The organism is Paenibacillus sp. J31R122, from assembly GCF_056269185.1.
Map to the genome: position 1 here is coordinate 1 of NZ_JBWDNM010000020.1, position 19,508 is coordinate 19,508.

A 19,508-nucleotide genomic window follows, 5' to 3' on the forward strand; every position below is an offset into this window, starting at 1 on the left:
ATGAAAAAAGATATATGATTATCACGCTATTGATTATAACTAGCTGGCAGGAAAGAATGATGAACAAGTGAAGTAAATAAAAAAAATGACATATCACCCATGTGTAGAAATGGTTAGGTTTATGGTGTAATCATTATTGATATAATATATTCAGAGGGAGGAATCGGATATGCAAGCAAATGAGGGAATCCAAGCGGATGAAAGACTGGAAGACATTACGGGTATAACTTGTAGCGGTCGATTACGCTTTTCATGGTCATTGGGCAGAGCGGAAAATCTGTCGGATGACAAGAATATGAGCCGATTAATTACCGCGTAAATCGCGGCTTTTTTATTTTATCGGTACACATTCTTGGCAAAGTGCAATGTCAAGAATATGTACCGATTGCCGAAAAAGGCTAAGAATGTATACCGAATGCCGATGCTAACGGGCAGATTTATTGAGTAAATCATTAGGGCATATTCATAATATAGCGTATAATTTCATTGAGTAACTTTCCTGTGAAACTGGAACTTATGGAACTGGATGTTTTCAAGCAGCATTTTATAAAAAAGTAAGACGTATTATTGATCTAACGGAGGATGTGTAATGACATACGGAATTGTAGCTTATCAAGAAAAAGATCATGATAGATTAGTGGATATTTGGCATAAGGCTGTTGTTCATACCCATACATTTCTGACGGAAAAGGATATTCAGTTTTATCATGACATGGTTAAAAATGGAGCTCTAAAAGAAGTCGAGATTTGGGTGGAATTTAATGAAGATGCAGAACCGATAGGGTTTATCGGGCTTAACGGTACCATGATAGAGATTCTATTCGTAGACCCCAAATACCACGGAAAAGGTATAGGCAGCAGATTAATTAATCACGCTTTAAAAATAAAAGGAAGGAATCTTCAAGTTGATGTTAATGAGCAAAATGGTGGAGCGTACGCATTTTACAAAAGGCTTGGATTTGTACAGGTTGGACGATCAGAACTGGACAAATCAGGTCAACCATTTCCTCTACTTCACTTGGAGTTAATAAGTTAAGCTAACGGGACACGATAGTTCAATGCCGAAGGGCTGCCTTGTAGCAGCCCTTCGCTCAACTAACTGGCAGTATAGTGGAATAATATAACTGTAGTTCATACCAATTTGAGGGAAACGAGAACTTAAAGGGAGGGATTAACATCGATTCTATTGGGCGCAGCCATTGGCCTGGGAAGAAGCGCTTTATGCCTAATCCATTATCGGGACCCGAAAAGACCACTGGAATGATCGAGAACGACCGACAGGCAGCCGGCTTCTCGCCAGCTGCCTGTCGTCGTGCTATTACGGTTCCGGCGGCGAGGCGTTCATTGCGGCGCAGTCCCGACGAACTCCTGCATCAGCTGATTGAACTTGTCGCGTTCGTCGTAGAACGAGCCGTGGCCGCTGTACATGAACGGCACGAGCCGCGAATAGGGAATTTTTCGATGCATCTCCTCCGCCTGGCTGAACGGAATGACCTGGTCATGAATGCCGTGCACGATCAGCGTCGGCAACTGGATGTGAGACAGGTCAACATTCAAATCGAAGTCCCGTAGCATGACGATGATCGCGGCCGTCGACCAGCCGGCGGCTTGCATGCCCATCCGATTAAACCAGTCCGAGAATGGCTTTGTGATGTACCGGAAGAAGAAAATGTCCGTCACGCCGAGCATCATGTTCGCCCGGTCGTTCAACGTCTGCTTCAGCAACTGTGCGGCCGTCTCCTTGGTGAAGCCGCGCGGCGCCGCCGCGTCGATCAGTACGAGCTGGGATACGCCGCCGCCATTGTACCGCACGACGTATTTGATCGCGATCGCGCCTCCGGTCGAATGTCCGACAAGCACGAAATCTTTCAACTGCAGCGCATCGACGACGGTGCGGATATCGTCCGCAAGCCGCTCTAAATTATAGCCGCCGTAGGGCCGGTCCGACTTGCCGAAGCCACGCCAGTCGATGCCGATGCAGCGGTAGCCCATGCCCGGCAGCACGTCGAACTGATATTCGAACTGGTCATGGCTGAGCGGCCAGCCATGAAGAAACACTATCGTCTTGCTTCCTGTCGGGTTGATATCCTCCACGTAGAGATTTACCCCCGGCTCTACTGTTACGTAGTATCCCACCGTCAATGCCTCCGCGAATCAAAATCCTATCCCGATATGATACGCGCTCAGCGCCCAAACGTGAATGCCCGAGCGGAAGCGCGGCGGTCCCGGTTCGTCGATTCTATAGACTAGGGATTCTCGCCATCATCTCGATCCCCTTGTTCTTATCGCTGAAGACGTGCAGCGTACCGCCGAACGATCGGATGATCTGAAAGCCATATTTATTTCGAGCAAAAGGTAAACCGCTGAATAAAACTCCAATATCGCCTACGAAGTGGCGATTATTTGTGCGTAAATAGTAATTTATTGCAGTTCCTCTCACGGAGTCGGCGACATGCCAGCAATTGAACTAATGGGAACGTTAGTTGAACAAATAAGGAGCAGGATACTATGGCAGCTACTCCCCTTCTTTATTAAGCTAACGGGCTCCGAACCCACTATGAAATACAAAAAATCTATCGCCACCTTGCCAGGCGTCCCCGATCTTTAACCTACTAATTTTTGACTGGTGATGAAAATCCTTTAGCTCACGCATGTACCATTCAGGCATATCGACAATCCGCATGACAAAAGAGATATTTGTTTTTACATAACCATTACATGTAGTTGATCACTTGTTAATCAACGAGGGTTACAATCAGTACATCCTCTCCTAGAGGGGTTGCTTACTAAATGGGTCGTGTTGATGAGAATACCCAAGAATAGGACATGCAATGTAATCGCAGCCTGGGAACATCCAGCTTCGTATTTTTGCCACTATTCTTAAGGGTATTATTTTTTTAAAAAAATGGGGGGTGCCAGATTTTACCGAAATGTGTAAGACGATTAGTTGATGCGGTTTCAGGTTCGACAGGATTAAGAATAATTTGCAATATGAGCTTTATATAGATTATTTTGAACTTGCGCGTGTCGTCGAACGGCGAACGAATTACGTAACTCTCGTGAAAAATGTAGTGGAATGTCTGAATTATTTTGCCTCCCAACTGACTATTTATGCAGATGGTGCGATGGTTGAAGGCGAGATTGTGAAGACAGATGAGTTTTAGTTACTACAAAAAAACTTTTGGAACTAAGTGATATAGCACAAATTATTTTATCAAAAGGAGAATGAAAAATTAATATGAAAAAATTACTTGTGTATGGTTTGGTAGCAACTACGATTGCAAGTGTGGGGGCAACACAACAAGCTAGTGCCTCTATTGTAACTCCGTCGTCTATGAATAATAGCAATAAATTTGATCAGCTTCATCGTACATTGCTAGATCATCGAGTAAATGCTCCTCTTATGATTACAGCACACCGTGGACAGCACCGTGAATTCCCGGAAAACTCACTGGAGGGAATTAAAGAGGCGATCAATGACGGCGCTGAAATCGTCGAAATCGATCTTTGGCTGACAAAGGACGGGGTACCTGTCTTAATGCATGACGATTCTGTGAACCGGATGACCAACGGAACAGGAATGATTAAAGATTTAACTCTGGCAGAAATTAAGCAGCTCCGCCTAAAAAAGAACTATGGTGGACCAAATGCTAAGTTAACGGACTACACGATTCCTACTTTGGAGGAAGTTATGCTTGCAGTCAAGGATCGTGCTATCGTAAACCTTGATAAAGGCTGGGCAATCCGTGAGCAAATGTACGACGTGCTTGTCAAAACGGATACTGTTGATCATGGATTGTTCAAGGGAGCCGTAAATAATGTGGATCAAGTGAAAGAAGCGGCAGAATTTATGGCAAAGGATCCAGAAATTCTGTATATGCACATGATTAATGATGGCACTGCTAACACTGCTGACACAGTAGACACATTCCCAGGACGCCAGCCAGTAGCATATGAGGTCATTTTTAATAATTTAAATGATCCACAAATTCAACCGGAGAAAATACAACAAATTCAGAAAAACAGCAGGGTGTTTGTCAACGTCATGTGGAATGGCCTTGCCGGGATTTATACAGATGAGGCAACACTGCGGGATGTAAATCTTGGATGGAAAGCTGTAACGGACCTTGGTGCGAACATTCTGCAAACCGACAATGTAGAGGCTATGGATTACTGGCGCGACGGACATAATATGAAGCACTGGGGTATGCAATATGGAAATCGAACCGTCCGTGTTCAGGCAGAGGACAATCTACCAGGTGGACAGGGTGTCGGTTATTATGATACTACAGGCTTGATGGATGTCCAAAACAGAACTGGTGCGATCGTTGTAAAAAACTACGTGGCGGGGGAATGGGCTAAATATGAAGTGAACATTCCGAAATCAGGTTTGTATAAAATCTCAGGTCGCGTGGCTGCGAATGTTAAACAAAATCAAACTCCGGTTAATATCAGATTAGAATGGGATGGAGATTTTAGCGAGGAGATCGAAATGGTAAACACTACGGATTCCGATATTCATGAACTTCAGGAATGGGAGTATAGATATCTGGAAAAAGGAACTCATACCTACACTGTCCATATCACTGAAACTGGTGTTCATCAAATGGACTACATCCAGTTTGATTTGACAGATAAACAGTAAGGCAATAAAAATATAAAAAGCCTAATTTCTCGCTTTTTGGTTAAAGCTTACTCAGAGTCGTTCGAAGAGCTGGAGGAACTTGTCAAATATGTCGACGAGGTGCAAAAAGCGTTGCATGCGGGGGCAAATGCAGTTGTGATCGACGATCCCGATTTATGGAATTATATTCCATAATAAAAGAGATGTTTGTTTTTAGACAACCTTTACATGTAGTTGATCTCTTGTTAATAAACGAGTGTTACAATTTGTAAGCAAACTCTCCTAGAGAGGTTGCTTACAAATTGGGTCGAGACGATGAGAACACCCAAGAATACCCAAGAATAACAATGTCCATAAATTCGAAGCCTGGGAATATTTGCTTCTTATTTGTGTAGTTATTCTACGGGTATTTTTTGTTTAACTGGGAGGTGGCAACCTCAATTTAAGCGTAATGGCGATCGGTTGACGCAATGTCTGGTTCATTTGGAGTAGGAAGAAACAAAAATTGGAAGGGGGAATTAACATGGTAGAAATGTCGACTAGAATGGAACGTTTACGTAAAATAGTAAAGTTCCCGGTCATGTCGGTTATGTTTGGACTGGCCTTATTCGTTATGGTAAAACCTATTTTAGCCGTTGATACCGCACCGGCAGTAGTGACAGGAACCATCTTTTTTGACGAAAATAAGAACGGTGTCAAAGACGAGTCTGAATCTGGTTTGCCTGGGATCAGCGTCTCAGACGGTAAATTGATTGTACAGACGGATGCTCAAGGGAATTATTCGCTAAGTATCGACACAGAGAGAAGATTGACTGACATTGTCTTTATTACTGTGCCGACCGGAATGAGCGTAACGACTGACACGAACAAAACGCCTCAGTTTTACAAGAAGCTGGCAAATTTGACAGCTGGAGAGTCACGATCGGGTCAAGATTTCGCGCTAATGTCTGATGAAAAGAGCAATGATCCGAACTTTAATTTCGGGAACTTGGCAGACGTACACGTTCAGAAGGGTACCGCCAATACTTTGGAGAACTTTACTAAACAACTTGCTGAAGTCAACAATATGACTCAGAAGCCTTCTTTCATCGTGGTAGATGGTGACTTGACCAACCAAGCTACCGACGATGAGTTTCAGGATTATACGGCGGCAACGAAAACTTCTCTAGTTCCGGTATACCCAGCAGTCGGAAACCATGAATTTTCAGCAGCGCCAGCGGGTACTCCAGCGGGTATTCCAACTTATAGTGCAAAGGTTGACCGATATCGCCAATATTTAGGTCCTGAGTGGTACTCATTCGACTATGGATTAAAGCATTTTGTCGTATTGGAAAATACCAACGGTTTCAATATGAATCAAGCACCTGAACAATTGGCATGGCTGAAAATGGACTTGCAATTGAACGCTGCCAATAATAAAGAGGTTGTGATCATTGTCCACAAGCCTATGAATGTGCCTGTGGGACCAGGAGCAAACGATGCTCAACCTTATATGCAGCTGTTTAACGATTACAATGTAGTTCTGATGTTGATGGGACATACCCATATGAATGACGTCGATGAACTTACGATTCCAGGAGCAAAGCATGTCACAACGAACTCAAGCGCCGTAACGATCGATCAGACGCCGAATGGGTTCCGTAATGTGCAATTCAGAAGCGGAGAAAAAGTTGAAGCGCCTTTCAAAATGTATAACGTCAAGCAAAGCCTGACGATCGTTAATCCAGCTCCGGACAGTGATATCGAGCAGGGCAGCGAGTATTTGCAGGTTAATGCTTACGATACATCTTATGGGGTAAAACAAGTGCAGTACCGTTTAGACGGCAAAGAATGGTACGATATGGAACAATCAAGTGATTACACTTGGAAAGTAGATAAGGCGAGCGTTTTCACACTTAAAACAAACAAAGATCAAGATTGGGGTATCGGCAATCACAAGCTTGAAGTCAGAGCAACGGATGGGAATGGAAATAGTTGGACTGAATCAAGCAAGTTCAAAGTCGTGAAATATGGCAGCTTTCCTAAGCCGATGGCCGGAGCGAATTGGACCATGATTCACGGAGATGCGCAGCATACCGGTGAGTCACAAGATATTCTAAATCCAGGCCTTCGATTGGCATGGTCTTACCGGACGCCAGGCAGCATTATGACTTCTTCGCCTGCCATCGTAGATGGAAAAGTGTATGTAGGAACGCGCGACGAGAACGGAACTGAGCATAACGGAATTCATGCCGTAGACTTGAAAACAGGGGAAAAGTTATGGGAATTTAAAACCAACTCTATCGTACAAGCTTCCCCTGCTGTAATAAAAGGTATTGTCTATGCATCGGAGATCCGAGGCACGCTTTACGCCCTTGATGCCAACACTGGCGTTCAGATCTGGAAAAAGAATGTAGGCGAAGGCATACAAGGCCAAGCTTGGATGTACTACTCCCCTACAGTCGATAACGGAGTTGTCTATCAGGCTTACAGCACGGGTAACGGGGGTCCAGGCTCAATTATGGCTCTCAATGCATTAACAGGCGAACAACTTTGGAAAAGCAATCTACAAGGTGGCTGGATTTCCGAAAGTTCACCAGTCGTCAAGGACGGCGTAGTATACGTCGGAGCTGTTGATGGTAGAGTATTTGCGCTTAACGCGACAACTGGTGCCTTAATATGGAAAAATCAGCATTTGTGGAGTTGGATGCACTCAATGCCTGCCATTGCTGATGGACGCATCTATATGGGTCACGATGGCGGATTCCTCATCGCTTCGGATGCTTCAACGGGCAATGAGTTGTGGCATTACCCATGTGCCGAAATTCCAATTATGGAAATTGAAGATGGTGTGACGAAATGTAACCAGCCTTCTCCATCTTATATTCAAGGTGCTACAACAGGTTCTACTGCGGCTGTGGTTGACGGGGTCGTGTACATGGGCTTCCCGGACGGCACTGTGGGTGCGTTTGACGCAGTATCTGGTGCGGTAATTTGGAAATACCAGACGCAAGGCGGAATTATATCTTCTCCAGTCGTCAGTGGAAACAATATTTATATTGGTTCGAACGACGGATTCCTTTATGGGCTTGACCGTGCAACAGGACAACCTACGTGGAAATATGAGATCGGAGCATGGATCGGTTCAACGCCTGCGATTTCCGGTAACACGCTTGTTGTCGGCGCCTATGACGGCAACCTGTACGCTTTCACACCTGACAGCAAATCCAAAAAATAATAAGAATGAGTAATAATTAAAGATTCGGCTCATTACCTTTCAAGGTTAGGAGGTAATGGGCCGTATTTTTTTGAAAAGGTGATGGACATTGAAGACAACAGTTTGGATCAGACTTGGATTATTAGTTTTGTGGATGTATCTCCTGCTTATGCCTGCCTCCGCTATCGCACATACGGATAACAGTGAAGGGTTTTCCAAAGTAATTGTAGACGAAAATCAAATGCAATATGAGCTCTATATCGATTATTTCGAATTTTCACGTGTTGTCCAACTCAATGCAAATAAAGACGCTCCGATAACAGAATTGCGTAAGTCATTAAAAGAGAATGTAGACGGTGCGGCTGAATATGTGGCTTCCAATCTGTTCATATATGCAGATGGCGCATTGTTAGAAGGCGAGATTGTGAAGACGGATGTCGAACATATGAGTTTCGGCAAGGATTATGCTCACATTACGCTGAATTACCCTGCTTCGGGATTGAAATCCAGTAAGATCTTGATCAAGTACACTGTGTTTTTCGATGATAACGATAATATGCACCGCAACATTGTGACCTTTGAAACTGGCAGCGAGCAGGATCAATTTGTATTTGATACGAACAATCGGGAGATAAAGATCGGCAGTGGAACGATTTTCGGGCAAATTGTCCGATTCGTAGAGCTAGGGTTGCATCATATAGCAATTGGTCTAGACCATATTTTGTTTATTGTTGCGATCATCTTGGGCTCGAGAAAAATAAGCGACATCGTAAAGGTTGCAACGGTGTTTACGTTGGCTCACAGTGTTACGCTAGGGTTGACCGCGCTGAATGTGATTCGAATTCCCGCTGAAATCGTGGAGCCTCTAATTGCATTGAGTATTGCATATGTGGCAGTGGATGCGTTCCTATTTCCGAATTCCAAGCACCGGTTATTCGTCGTATTTGCCTTCGGGCTGTTTCATGGGATGGGTTTCGCGGGCGTGCTGCAGCTTACAGGTGGTGTCACGTTGAAAACAATTCTGTCAATTCTCTCGTTTAATGTAGGCATAGAAATAGGGCAAATACTCATCGTTTTACTTTTATTCCCAGTAGTGCAATTCATTCGAAGATACCGATGGAACATCGTGGTTCAAGGAGCCGCCACCGCCGGAATATTCGTGTTCGGCCTCGTATGGTACTTTCAGCGAATGGTAGGGTGAGAAACGATCATGCAATCTATTACACACTTCATATTCGATTTGGACGGGTGCATCTATAACGGAAACTCCCTGTAGATTGGCACGCCTGCTTTGGCCGTGACTTTAATGAAGAAAGGCCACACCGTTATTCCGCTGGAAAGCGATGTTACTGGCGACTATATTGTTCTGGGCAGGGATATCGTATTTTCATACGAAAAGCTATGTGCCTGTGTGCAGAAAATAGAACGAGGAGCCAAAGTCATAACTGCCAACCCGGATACCTATCATATCGGGGAAGCGGGCAGGAAGGTGCCTGAGACCGGGGCGCTTGCCGTCGCCGTTCATAAATTTACTTATGGAAGCGAGCAGACAGCAGAGGGCTAACGGGTAGTATAGCGTGGGGTTCGGCATTTATGATCTATCTCCATGTCGAACCACATTACTTCCCTCACAAAGAAGGGAATTACTGTAAAAATGGCGAATTACCCATTAAATTCTCTCGGATTGGATGGATAATAAATATGCTTGATACAAGCTTCGCCTTTATTACATTAGTCTTGATAGGTATCCCGATACTGTTGATTTTCAACTTCTTTTTAAAAAGACGATTACTCTTCCATGTCATTAGTATATTGGCTTTGGTTTACGGGTCTGCTGTTGTTTCTGTTACGTTCTTCCCCGTGCCATATGATCCGAGACTGATCGCGGAAATGCGGACACACGGTCTTGTTCTATCTTATAATCTCATACCATTCAAGAGTATATCCGGCTCACTCAATCATTCTTATTACATGGTCGGTATTCGAAATGTCTTGGGAAACCTTCTACTGCTGCTCCCTTTCGGCATGCTCTTAGGCGTTTCAAAGATTAAGACAATTGGAAGGGTGCTAATATACGGATTATCTGTATCTCTCGCCATTGAAACCTTTCAGTTGATTCAATCACTTCTTTACATCAATACACGGTCAGTCGATATTGATGATTTGATATTAAATAGTGTAGGAACATTGATTGGATTCATCTTCTACACAATTATGCATAAGGTCTTAGTGAAACTGAATGGTCCTATAGCTGGTGCCAATCTTGCTAAAGGAAAAACAAAGATCATATGATTGCATTACGCAAACGGGAAACGATAGTTCAATATTCTTCAGGAGAAGGCTGCCGACAGCAATGGATCGGCAGCCTTCTCAACTAACGGGTAGTTTAGCTCAAAATTTGAAACAAGTGGAACTTAAATTCTTGATAAACAGTAAATATTACAGAGGTTCTTCCGTGCGGCATTTTGGCTCTAATCACACGAGGGGAGGTTGGTCAGATTATGAAAGTTAAAAAGATACTTTACGTCCCCATTATTCTTATGGCAGTGATGATTGTATTTCTCTGGTCGTCGGGGTTATTCGGCTTATGGTCTAATGGAATGGCTTCTCTTGCAAACAACACCAATCAATTTACAGAAAGTGGTCACATGATAGATGGAAGATATTTACTTGAAGTTGATTTGTCGAGCTTAGAAAGTAACATTGGAAAAGAGATCTTTAATGATGGGGAACATAGGATATACGTTTCATGGCTTCAAAAGACACACAATGGAGGATATGATATCGGATTTAGATCCAGTGGACAATATTCATTATCAGTTGCTACGCTTATCTCTGGTCTTCATCATGAGACGATTAAAGATCATTTCTTCACTACATCAACAACCGCAAAATTAACAGCAGAATACAATGAAAAAATATACAACGCTCAAGCTACAGGTAAATGTGGTTTGAATTATAAGGATGGAGATTGTTTTTCTTTCTCTTTCTTTTTGAGTGACGAACTAAATAAAGAAAATGTTGAAGATACTGGTATAGTAGGGCTTACGATTACCGATCTATATAAAAATATTTGGCGAAAAAAATGAGGGGCTGAACTAAGGGATAATAGTTTAACAATTACCATAACGAGACTGCCGGTATGAAACGGTAGCCTTGCTGCGCTAACGGGCAGTTATGCGTAATAAAGATCATAAACTATCCGTTATAATAAAGTGTCTAGTTTTTTATAATTAAGAGTTTATGAAGGTGGTGTTTGAAATGAAATATCAGTGGAGAATCACAAAATATAATCCGTTATTTAGAAATGAAAATGGTCATTATTTATTAGATGAATGGACTTGCCCATCTGAAATTGGGAAAATAATAAATGGAGATTTATTTACATTAGAAAACTATCTCCTTATTGAACATGCTTATATAGAGACAATAATAGAGTTTTTAATTGAAAAAAAGCACTATTCTCTGCGTGTTATACAGGCATCAAATAGATTGATATCAAACGAAGATAAAGCATCTGTGTTATATGAAAAAGAATTTGGTGAGATCAATATTAAGGAGGATATGCTTGTAAACATAAATGAAATTCGCATAATATGCAAAATGATATTAAGAAATTTTACGGATTGTCATTTATTTTCCGAAAATAACTTTTTCGTGCATTTTGGTTGGGACTATTATATGTACATTGGCAGCAGTCAAAAATCTGTAACGGCAATAGATTTCGCTTCAAAAAGAGGTCTTTTTGTTGAGGAACGTTGTTCACCGTATTACTTCGAGGAAAAAGATACAACAAGATTAGTTGAATGGAGTGAAGTAGACGCAGAAATTCCATTGGTTATTGGGAGTGAGGAAATAGTTAATGTGCCAATAGAAGAATATCGAAAGATATTTGATTTATCAGAAGAGCATCCTGTTTTTGGATTTTTTGAAATAACGGAGGATTATAGAGATTTCTTTCAAACGTTTTTGAACCATAAGATGGATTTTGCGAAGTATGAATATGGATTATGGGCAGGTTATTAAGACTCATTTTTATAGGTTATCAACGATCGTTTATCCATTAGTTGAAAAATGTTTATTACGCTAACGGGGAACGATAGTTGAATAACCCGTCAAGAGCTGACGAATAACGGGAGAACAGCATTATTACAAAATTAGAGTATGTAGCCGTAAGATAAGAAAGGAGTGAAGATGATCTTGAGACGAAAGATAACATTTCTTGGTTTAATGCTGCTCATTTCCTTGATTTTGAACGGTTGCACCGAAACCGTCACTGACACCGTAACAGAAGAGAAATTAAATGTGATCGAGAATCCTGACCCATCGTTAAAGAAGGTAAAGGTAAGAACGGACGGAATGTTATCAGAAGTTGGTTATAGTCATCCGCATCCTTTTGGCCTAGGCAACGAAGTGTTAGTAGACTTTAAATACTATGAGCAACATGACATTTCTCGCGGGGATATTGTGGTGTTCAAAACAAAAAACAAAAAAGATCAAGATACAGATATTGCAAGAGTCGTGGGGCTCCCTAGTGAAACGGTGAGCATTAAAAAGGGTCAAGTCTATATTGATGATAACAAACTGGACGCGTTTTATAGCGATGATTCTACCTTTGACAACAATGATTCATGGAACGCGGTATTGTTGAAAGAAAACGAATACTTTATCTTGGCGGATGTGCGTTCGAGAGGATCCAATGACAGTCAAACGGCGGGAGCTTTTTTAAAACAAGATGTCTTAGGAAAAGCCGTGGGATATGAAAAACAGTGAAATCTGATGGGTATGGATTTGGAACAGATGACGAAAAAAGTTCGATGAAAGAAGATTAAGGTTAGTGCATTGATTACGCTAACGGGCAGGATAGTGGAGCGAATGTTTCGCCCAATATGATACAGTCAGAACATTAGCGAAACTACCATAACGAAACTCCTCTCGACTTTCGCATGATTTTTAACTTTACCTCGGCTATGAAAAAAAATCCCCCCAAAAAATGAACCTTTTCCAAACTCAAATTGTTAATATATGAAACAACGGAAAGGGGTGAATGGAGCTTGACTGAAAAGGAACTGTTTGAAACGTACCGTAAAGAGATCTACAGAACCTGTTATTATATGCTTCGCCTGTCGGCGGATGCGGAGGACGTTTGCCAGGAAGTATTCATTACAGTATTCCGGCATGATTGGCAGAAAGTAGACTTTTTGAAGACATGGTTAATAAAAATAGCGATGAATCACTGTCTTAACCATTTAAAAAAAGAAAACAGTTTCATACTTAAGGGAAGATTGCTTTGGCAAAATGCTACGGACAGAGCGGAAAAGCCGATCGAAGACATTGTGGAACAAAAAGAAACGGTAGTTGAATGTGTTGGCCTGTTGCATCAATTGCCCGTTAAGATCAGAGCCGTTGTCTCGCTGCGATATTTAAATGAATACAATCTCAACGAAATCGCGGCTATCCTGGATATTCCCACAGGCACAGTGAAATCCAGATTGAACAAAGGGTTACAGATGATGAGGAAAATTATAAATGCGAATGACTATACAGGGGGGAAAGCAAATGAGAGGTCAGGAGAAGGCAGAACAAACGTTGTTACTGAACGATGAGGATCACTTAACTTATCCGGACTTTGAAGCGATGTGGGACCGAATCGAGCCACACCTCTCCGGGTCTAAAGAGAAGCTGCTGCCGGTAGTTCAGCAAGCAACCGGAAGAAAAAATGTGCGCAGATCAGTTCTCATAACAGCGGCAGTCGTCCTGGTTGTGGCGACACCTGTATTTGCAGCTATCACCTACAATTGGGATAACTACCTTTATAGAAACGGAGGGATACAGTCCGCCTTGCAGCGAGGGTTGGGACAATCCCTCGAGAAGTCGGTTATGAAAGATGGTGTGAATCTTACCGTTCATACGGCCGTCGTGGACGACACCAGAACGGTGCTTTTGTTCAGCGTGAATGCACCCAATATTAAGTCGAATCAACTTGCTCGTTTTGCTGAAATGTCATTGAAAACCGTTGATGGCCGGATGATAGAAGGCAGCCACAGGCTCATGTGGGATAACGAAAATAAGGTTTGGCGTGGAACTTTCGAAGCTCAATGGACGCCGGAAACCGTAGAGTCGGATGTTCAACTACTAGCTCAAGATCTACAATTCTATTCGGCCGCCGAGCAAGAGATTCCTTTTCAATCCTCTGATGATCGGTTACAGTCGTTTGATATTAAAAAAGACGGGATTCAGCGAATCACGATTCAGCCTTTCGTCCAAGGGGACAAAGTCATGCTGGCTTCCTCTTTGTTCTTCAACCAACCGGAAGTAAAAAACTGGGCTTCCCCATCAATAGGCGTTTATAAGGGAAGCAACATAGTGAACGAGGCCAGCCATGGGTTTTACGGCAAGCCCGGAGGACAAGGGGGATACACCGTTCAGCAATTTTATAAGTCCGCGAATCTTACAGATTCGTCCTTGATTTATAAATTGCTGTACATGAAGAAGGATCAGGAGGTAGGCAGCAAATGGTCGTTTGATCTGCAATTGAATAAGCAGCAAATGGTGAGCGGCACAATAAAACGTGAGCTGAACATACCGATTGAATCCGGTGCAGGGAAAATGACGTTGAAGCAAATGGTCGTCACTCCAACTCGAATCCAAATCATGGCAGCCCATGAAAAGAATCAGAATCTTATCTTCAAGAAGCATCATCTGGAAGTAGCCGGCAAGGAGATCCAGAACGGCAATACGTTCCAACCGAGAAGCCCTGAAGAAACGGATTTCTATTTTGAAGTGCCACCTGCTGTGAAAATCACAGAGCATACGCCGATAGCTTTAGTAATGAACTATGAGGTTTTAGAACATTCCGATGAGAAAGCTCCTATTATTTTGAAGGATATCAGCACGGAAAAGAAGACGATGGTCACGCAAGTTGGCGGATTTTCCGTCCAATGGACGTATTACAAGCAGAACGGCGACCTCTTTGTACAAAGCGAAGCTGCAGACCCTGGTTTTGGCGGTGTAAATCAAACTTATATCATAAAGGATGGGAAAACCATGCCGGGCAAGCCGGTCACAACCAATTTTACCGGAGACGGAAACAACCAAGCAGTTGATGTGTATAAGGATTATCAAGAAAAAGACGCCACGATCTATATGTACTGGTATTCCACCGACAACCCGCAGAAGGAACTGAGGGTAGAGTTAAATAAATGAATCAGGAATACCTCTCAATGAGCAGTGCGGGAAACGACCGGTCGAAGGCTTGAGCGGGTCTGTTATTCTTGACGAAAGAAAGCTGTAGATAAAGAAAAGCAGCCGAGCACGTATGGATCGGCTGCCTTCGTTACGCTAACGGGCGACCAATTAATGAATACAAGAAGTGCCAATCACACTCCTTATGGATCAGAGTCCCAGAGAAAGACAAAACAATAAGCGAGAGCAATATCACCAAAATTGATAACGAAGTGTTTAACAATAAAACAGTTACAATAGAACTTGAAGATATGAATGTTATTCATGCTAAATGGATTACTCTGTTCTCCCAGCCTATAAATACAGGATTCAAACTGAAGCTATGTCGTTGAATTAACGAAGAACGATAGTTGAATAACCGCCTTTTCAGTGTGCGGTTTTCTATTGTTCGAAAATCAACAACAAAGAATAACAGAGCCATCCATAAAAAAGAACACCGACAACAGAATGGTCTTGAGAGGTTGTTAATCCCCACCACAAGCAGTAATGATCCTAATTGGGATACCTATTGGAAACCAGAAGATATTGTATGGAAATAAGTTAAGTATACCGGATGGTAATTGCTTATTACCATCCGGTAATTACTGAAACCACGAGGTGAAAAAATGGAAGAAAAACTAAAATGGGAATCTGAATATGGTCCTGCTGACTTAACCTCAATAAAAACGGTTGAAAGAAATTTCGACATCCTCTTTCCTGAAAGTTATTTGAATATTGTTCAAAAATATCAAGGCGGTGTACCATCTTTAAAAGTTATTGTTATCGAAAATGAAGAAGTTTCTTTTGGTAATTTATTTACTTTTTTGGCTTTTGATGGTCTTGATATTTTAGATACAATCAACTCAGAAAAAAGACACTTACCACATAAACACATCCCTTTTGCGGATGACGAGACAGGTAATAATTTCTTTTGTTTTGATTTTAGTAATGAAGAACCAAATATTGTATATGCTGAAAAAGAAGCTAAGGGAACATTCTGTATTACATTCATTGCGCATAACTTTCTTGAATTTATCCGACTCTTACAGTAACACTTATTGAGAGTTATCTATGCCACATGTGAGCGTAACAACTCCATGTTGTTTTTTTTCGTCTAGATTAGTGATTCCCCATCCTAATTTCCAATTAACAATTAAAAAGAACGATTCCAATAAATGTGGTCAATGAAACAATGATTTTCAAATTTTCTGATTACGTTAAATTGATCACCTTATTCAATGATTGGCGCTGGAATTTAATATCATAGTATAGATATCATGCGAAGACTCGTTCCTTTGTAATTTGATTTTAAATTATCGTTCCGCTAACGGGGAACAAGAGGTGAATTAACAAGATAACGAGGCTCCGTCCGGTATAGAACTTCTCTTTTATTGAAAATTAAGTATCTAACCATTATGGTAATAATTTGTCTTTATAATTCAATTTGATTTGGTTTGGCAATTGATTATAAATATGTAGCGGTATTCCACACTCGCTTTTTAATGATATTTCTTGACCGTCTTGATGTTTATCAAGAAATTCCCAATATGCAATAAATACATCATCTTCGTGTATAAACTCCATCCATCCATCGGCAACCAATTCGTCATCAGCATTAAAAACCATAATACTAGAGAAGTTCTCAACTTCACTATCTAAGTAGTTGGTTCTATGCCCTTCAATACAACAGTCAGACCAATCAAACTTATATTCATCTTGGAATATTCCATAATACTGTAAATCCTTAGATAATTGTCTTTCTACTTCTGATTTCAATTGGATACCCATACAGTCAGCAAAACTTAAATTAGTATAATTTGGCTTGACCCTGCTCTTCCCCTTAAAAAGCAATGAATTCCATGTTTTGTTTTTAAACCAGGACCAATATAATAATGCTATTATAATCCCAATAAATATGAACATTGTCCAACCATTATTTCTTAAAGGCTTTGGCAACCAGCCGAGCGATTTAAGAAACGAAGAAACGCCCAAGTACACAAGAAACATAAATATCTGTAACATAATTTTTTTCACAATAATCAACCATCTTTCATGCATAAAATGGCTTCTTTTTAATTGTTTTCAACTTCGCCGTTCGAGAGAATATGTACCTCAAACCTAATATTCAAGTTAGCTAAAGCTTTTAGAACTGTTGGATTCAACTCAAAGCCCATTTGCCCTAGATTAGACCGCAGACTGAGAAAAATATATACTTTATTTGTTATAGCTATGTTCTTTATGAACTCATTTGAAGGCATTACATCAATCAGAAAAGATTCAATTGCATTCTCAAATTCACTTTTATCAAAATCAACCGTATAAGCTCAATAATCATCAATCATAGCTTGCTTTGATGTGATGGGTTCGCCTTTTCTTTTTATCTCTGTAGGTAGCAAATTCATATGCCTACTAATGACTTCTATATCTAAGCTGTCACCTCTAATAATAAGGGAAAAACTACCTTCCAATTTAACTTCACATCCTGATTCGTAATAAAATCATTATTTCATTAAAATAATAGTACCATATACTGGAACAAAGATCTTTAACGTATCGCTATAAGTTTAACTGAGCGGTGGAAGTGCTATATAATATATTCCTCTTTGTGACATATTAAAACCCAAATTTAAATACATGAATTTGCATACTTCATTAATAAAGAGCTAACTGAAATACTATGAAAGAGTTGATAAAATCATGAAGATAGTAGGAATGGTATAGATATATCTCCTGACTTCCGATGAAATCACACCAGAGCGACCTAACATTATCCTTATAGGATAAAATTACCAATAAAAAGAGTGCGACTATGTTAAAATCTAATGGATGAAAAGACTTTATTAGGTCTGTATTTTATTGAAGGAGGTTAAAAATGCCACGTGTACGTGCAGTTATTACTGATCCATTTTTCGAGCAGCCTTCATGGTTATCAGAAGCGGAGTATCGTGAAACCACCTATCTATCAAAAGATTCAAGTGCAGAGGATGTTGTTCTTTTTCTTACTTTGTTATGTGGATATAACAAAATAGATATAAATAAAGAGCCTAAAAAGGTTATAAAAGATCTAATCAAAAAGGAAGGAGTTATATTGAGTGGCGGGATTGCTTTCGAGAGTCAGAGTAAGTTGATACTTCCTAGTTGTTGCTGTGGATTGGAGCAATGGAAGGAGGTCAGAGATGCAGTCGTAAATAAGAAAACTGTCTGACTTGGCCATGATCCCTCTCCGTCTATTGAATACCTAGATGAGTCAGTTAGGATTTGGTCGGACGATTACTCTGGAAGAATGCAAAAAGAGCCACCTACAGAACAAGAGAAAGATAATATGTTTTTTATCGAATTCAACCACAATGAATTGATAGAAAAGCTGCAGTGCATAGAATCAGATCTGTTACATTTCTTCAAATACCCGTTCCTTAAGGAATTAGTCATGGTTGACACCAAACTAATGCAAAAATTTTTTTTGAAATACTGTGAGTGGCTTTGTTTGGACATTAAATAACTACCCGATCTAATCACTGAACTAATGGAGAACATGAGTTGAATAAACAACATAACGAGGCTCCGGTTTGGATCGGAAGCCTCGTTAAGCTAACGGGCAGGATAATTGAATTAGAAATAGTATTAATACAAATAGGAAAATAATGTATTGACTGTGATTTCGGGAGTGAAGCTGATGAAGTTGATATTAATATTCGGACCACAGGCAGTTGGAAAAATGACCGTTGGACATGAGTTAGAAGAAATAACGGAATTAAAGCTTTTTCATAATCACATGACCATTGAATTACTTTGTCCGTTTTTAGGATTTAGTCCCGAAATGTGGGAATTATCAAATCAAATCCGTCAAAAGATATTTGAAGCAGTCTCGAAGAGTGATTTGAATGGATTGATATTCACTTATGTTTGGGCGTTTGAATCGAAAAAGGACTGGGATTACGTGGACAATGTTTGCGAAATTTTCGAAACAAATGGCGGAGAAGTTTATTTTGTAGAACTTGAGGCTGATTTTGATAAAAGAATTGAACGTAATAAAACTCCCCATAGACTGGAACATAAGCCTTCTAAAAGGAATGTCGAACAATCCGAACACAGAATTAGAATTGCAACTGAAAACCATAGGTTAAATTCATATGAAGGGGAAATCACAAGAAAGCATTATATTAAAATTAATAATTCAAATCTGACTCCAGTGGAAGTTGCTAATAGCATTAAAGAAAAGTTTAGATTATGATTGGTAACTCGGATTGACGATTATGCTAACGGGGAACGATAGCGCAATTACAACAGGCCGCAGATAATTTAGCGGCCTGTTCAGTTAACTGGCAGGTTTGCATGGCAGTTACCATTTCACTTAATGCCAGCTATAAACTGGTATTATGGACATAAATGCAAAAGGTTTAGAGTAGTGACTGAGCTAGATGATTTTGTATACGCGTTGGACTGGTAACACGAATCCTTTCTCTA

18 protein-coding genes are annotated in these 19,508 nt (G+C 40.8%); 16 read left to right on the plus strand and 2 right to left on the minus strand.

What is annotated here, in order from left to right; genetic code table 11:
* Nucleotides 1–169: 169 nt before the first annotated feature.
* Nucleotides 170–319 carry a hypothetical protein gene (locus AC0YN7_RS25875; RefSeq protein WP_475812902.1) on the plus strand — a complete coding sequence of 50 codons (150 nt, stop codon included), beginning with the start codon at nt 170–172 and terminating at the stop codon, nt 317–319.
* A gap of 270 nt (nt 320–589) precedes the next feature.
* Nucleotides 590–1,036, plus strand: a complete 447-nt coding sequence (locus tag AC0YN7_RS25880; RefSeq protein ID WP_475812903.1) for an acetyltransferase — start codon at nt 590–592, stop codon at nt 1,034–1,036.
* A gap of 305 nt (nt 1,037–1,341) precedes the next feature.
* Here AC0YN7_RS25880 and AC0YN7_RS25885 read toward each other — a convergent pair whose 3' ends face one another.
* Nucleotides 1,342–2,136, minus strand: coding sequence for an alpha/beta fold hydrolase (locus AC0YN7_RS25885; RefSeq protein WP_475812904.1), 795 nt, complete (start codon nt 2,134–2,136; stop codon nt 1,342–1,344).
* An 848-nt stretch (nt 2,137–2,984) separates the two neighbouring features.
* Here AC0YN7_RS25885 and AC0YN7_RS25890 point away from each other — a divergent pair.
* The 12 genes from AC0YN7_RS25890 (at nt 2,985) to AC0YN7_RS25945 (ending at nt 16,096) form a co-directional block, all read left to right on the plus strand.
* Nucleotides 2,985–3,164 carry a hypothetical protein gene (locus tag AC0YN7_RS25890; protein WP_475812905.1) on the plus strand — a complete coding sequence of 60 codons (180 nt, stop codon included), beginning with the start codon at nt 2,985–2,987 and terminating at the stop codon, nt 3,162–3,164.
* Between the two features lie 74 nt (nt 3,165–3,238).
* Nucleotides 3,239–4,645, plus strand: a complete 1,407-nt coding sequence (locus AC0YN7_RS25895) for a glycerophosphodiester phosphodiesterase family protein (protein WP_475812906.1) — start codon at nt 3,239–3,241, stop codon at nt 4,643–4,645.
* Nucleotides 4,646–5,147: 502 nt separating this feature from the next.
* The gene (locus AC0YN7_RS25900; protein WP_475812907.1) at nt 5,148–7,841 is read left to right on the plus strand and encodes an outer membrane protein assembly factor BamB family protein; all 2,694 of its coding nucleotides are present in this window, start codon (nt 5,148–5,150) and stop codon (nt 7,839–7,841) included.
* A gap of 88 nt (nt 7,842–7,929) precedes the next feature.
* Nucleotides 7,930–9,021, plus strand: coding sequence for a HupE/UreJ family protein (locus tag AC0YN7_RS25905; protein ID WP_475812908.1), 1,092 nt, complete (start codon nt 7,930–7,932; stop codon nt 9,019–9,021).
* A gap of 105 nt (nt 9,022–9,126) precedes the next feature.
* Complete coding sequence (locus AC0YN7_RS25910; protein WP_475812909.1) at nt 9,127–9,384, plus strand: hypothetical protein; 258 nt, start codon at nt 9,127–9,129, stop codon at nt 9,382–9,384.
* 137 nt (nt 9,385–9,521) lie between these two features.
* Nucleotides 9,522–10,112 (plus strand): VanZ family protein, encoded by a 591-nt coding sequence (locus AC0YN7_RS25915; protein ID WP_475812910.1) that lies wholly within the window; start codon nt 9,522–9,524, stop codon nt 10,110–10,112.
* Between the two features lie 209 nt (nt 10,113–10,321).
* Nucleotides 10,322–10,909, plus strand: a complete 588-nt coding sequence (locus AC0YN7_RS25920; RefSeq protein ID WP_475812911.1) for a hypothetical protein — start codon at nt 10,322–10,324, stop codon at nt 10,907–10,909.
* 172 nt (nt 10,910–11,081) lie between these two features.
* Nucleotides 11,082–11,846 (plus strand): DUF7683 domain-containing protein, encoded by a 765-nt coding sequence (locus AC0YN7_RS25925; protein ID WP_475812912.1) that lies wholly within the window; start codon nt 11,082–11,084, stop codon nt 11,844–11,846.
* Nucleotides 11,847–12,020: 174 nt separating this feature from the next.
* The gene (gene lepB / locus AC0YN7_RS25930) at nt 12,021–12,593 is read left to right on the plus strand and encodes a signal peptidase I (protein WP_475812913.1); all 573 of its coding nucleotides are present in this window, start codon (nt 12,021–12,023) and stop codon (nt 12,591–12,593) included.
* A 281-nt stretch (nt 12,594–12,874) separates the two neighbouring features.
* The gene (locus tag AC0YN7_RS25935) at nt 12,875–13,426 is read left to right on the plus strand and encodes an RNA polymerase sigma factor (RefSeq protein WP_475812914.1); all 552 of its coding nucleotides are present in this window, start codon (nt 12,875–12,877) and stop codon (nt 13,424–13,426) included.
* On the plus strand, nt 13,380–15,026 hold the full coding sequence (locus tag AC0YN7_RS25940; RefSeq protein WP_475812915.1) for a DUF4179 domain-containing protein: 1,647 nt from the start codon (nt 13,380–13,382) through the stop codon (nt 15,024–15,026). Before AC0YN7_RS25935 ends, AC0YN7_RS25940 begins: the two co-directional genes overlap by 47 nt.
* A 644-nt stretch (nt 15,027–15,670) precedes the next feature.
* A complete protein-coding gene (locus AC0YN7_RS25945) occupies nt 15,671–16,096 on the plus strand; it encodes an SMI1/KNR4 family protein (protein ID WP_475812916.1) in 426 nt (141 codons plus the stop codon).
* Nucleotides 16,097–16,457: 361 nt separating this feature from the next.
* Here the strand turns inward: AC0YN7_RS25945 and AC0YN7_RS25950 are convergent, their stop codons facing one another.
* Nucleotides 16,458–17,102, minus strand: a complete 645-nt coding sequence (locus tag AC0YN7_RS25950; RefSeq protein ID WP_475812917.1) for a hypothetical protein — start codon at nt 17,100–17,102, stop codon at nt 16,458–16,460.
* A gap of 814 nt (nt 17,103–17,916) precedes the next feature.
* Between AC0YN7_RS25950 and AC0YN7_RS25955 the strand changes: the two genes are divergently transcribed.
* Both AC0YN7_RS25955 and AC0YN7_RS25960 read left to right on the plus strand, forming a co-directional pair.
* Nucleotides 17,917–18,249, plus strand: coding sequence for a hypothetical protein (locus AC0YN7_RS25955; protein ID WP_475812918.1), 333 nt, complete (start codon nt 17,917–17,919; stop codon nt 18,247–18,249).
* A 468-nt stretch (nt 18,250–18,717) separates the two neighbouring features.
* A complete protein-coding gene (locus tag AC0YN7_RS25960; protein ID WP_475812919.1) occupies nt 18,718–19,275 on the plus strand; it encodes a DEAD/DEAH box helicase family protein in 558 nt (185 codons plus the stop codon).
* Nucleotides 19,276–19,508: the final 233 nt, after the last annotated feature.

Excerpts from the sequence above, each read along its gene's own strand:
- AC0YN7_RS25925 (WP_475812912.1), top strand. The coding sequence starts at position 11,082 with ATGAAATATCAGTGGAGAATCACAAAATATAATCCGTTATTTAGAAAT.
- AC0YN7_RS25955 (WP_475812918.1), top strand. The coding sequence starts at position 17,917 with ATGCCACGTGTACGTGCAGTTATTACTGATCCATTTTTCGAGCAGCCT.
- AC0YN7_RS25950 (WP_475812917.1), bottom strand. The coding sequence starts at position 17,102 with ATGCATGAAAGATGGTTGATTATTGTGAAAAAAATTATGTTACAGATA.
- AC0YN7_RS25915 (WP_475812910.1), top strand. The coding sequence starts at position 9,522 with ATGCTTGATACAAGCTTCGCCTTTATTACATTAGTCTTGATAGGTATC.
- AC0YN7_RS25945 (WP_475812916.1), top strand. The coding sequence starts at position 15,671 with ATGGAAGAAAAACTAAAATGGGAATCTGAATATGGTCCTGCTGACTTA.
- AC0YN7_RS25960 (WP_475812919.1), top strand. The coding sequence starts at position 18,718 with ATGAAGTTGATATTAATATTCGGACCACAGGCAGTTGGAAAAATGACC.
- AC0YN7_RS25940 (WP_475812915.1), top strand. The coding sequence starts at position 13,380 with ATGAGAGGTCAGGAGAAGGCAGAACAAACGTTGTTACTGAACGATGAG.
- AC0YN7_RS25895 (WP_475812906.1), top strand. The coding sequence starts at position 3,239 with ATGAAAAAATTACTTGTGTATGGTTTGGTAGCAACTACGATTGCAAGT.
- AC0YN7_RS25875 (WP_475812902.1), top strand. The coding sequence starts at position 170 with ATGCAAGCAAATGAGGGAATCCAAGCGGATGAAAGACTGGAAGACATT.
- AC0YN7_RS25910 (WP_475812909.1), top strand. The coding sequence starts at position 9,127 with ATGAAGAAAGGCCACACCGTTATTCCGCTGGAAAGCGATGTTACTGGC.
- AC0YN7_RS25880 (WP_475812903.1), top strand. The coding sequence starts at position 590 with ATGACATACGGAATTGTAGCTTATCAAGAAAAAGATCATGATAGATTA.
- AC0YN7_RS25900 (WP_475812907.1), top strand. The coding sequence starts at position 5,148 with ATGGTAGAAATGTCGACTAGAATGGAACGTTTACGTAAAATAGTAAAG.
- AC0YN7_RS25920 (WP_475812911.1), top strand. The coding sequence starts at position 10,322 with ATGAAAGTTAAAAAGATACTTTACGTCCCCATTATTCTTATGGCAGTG.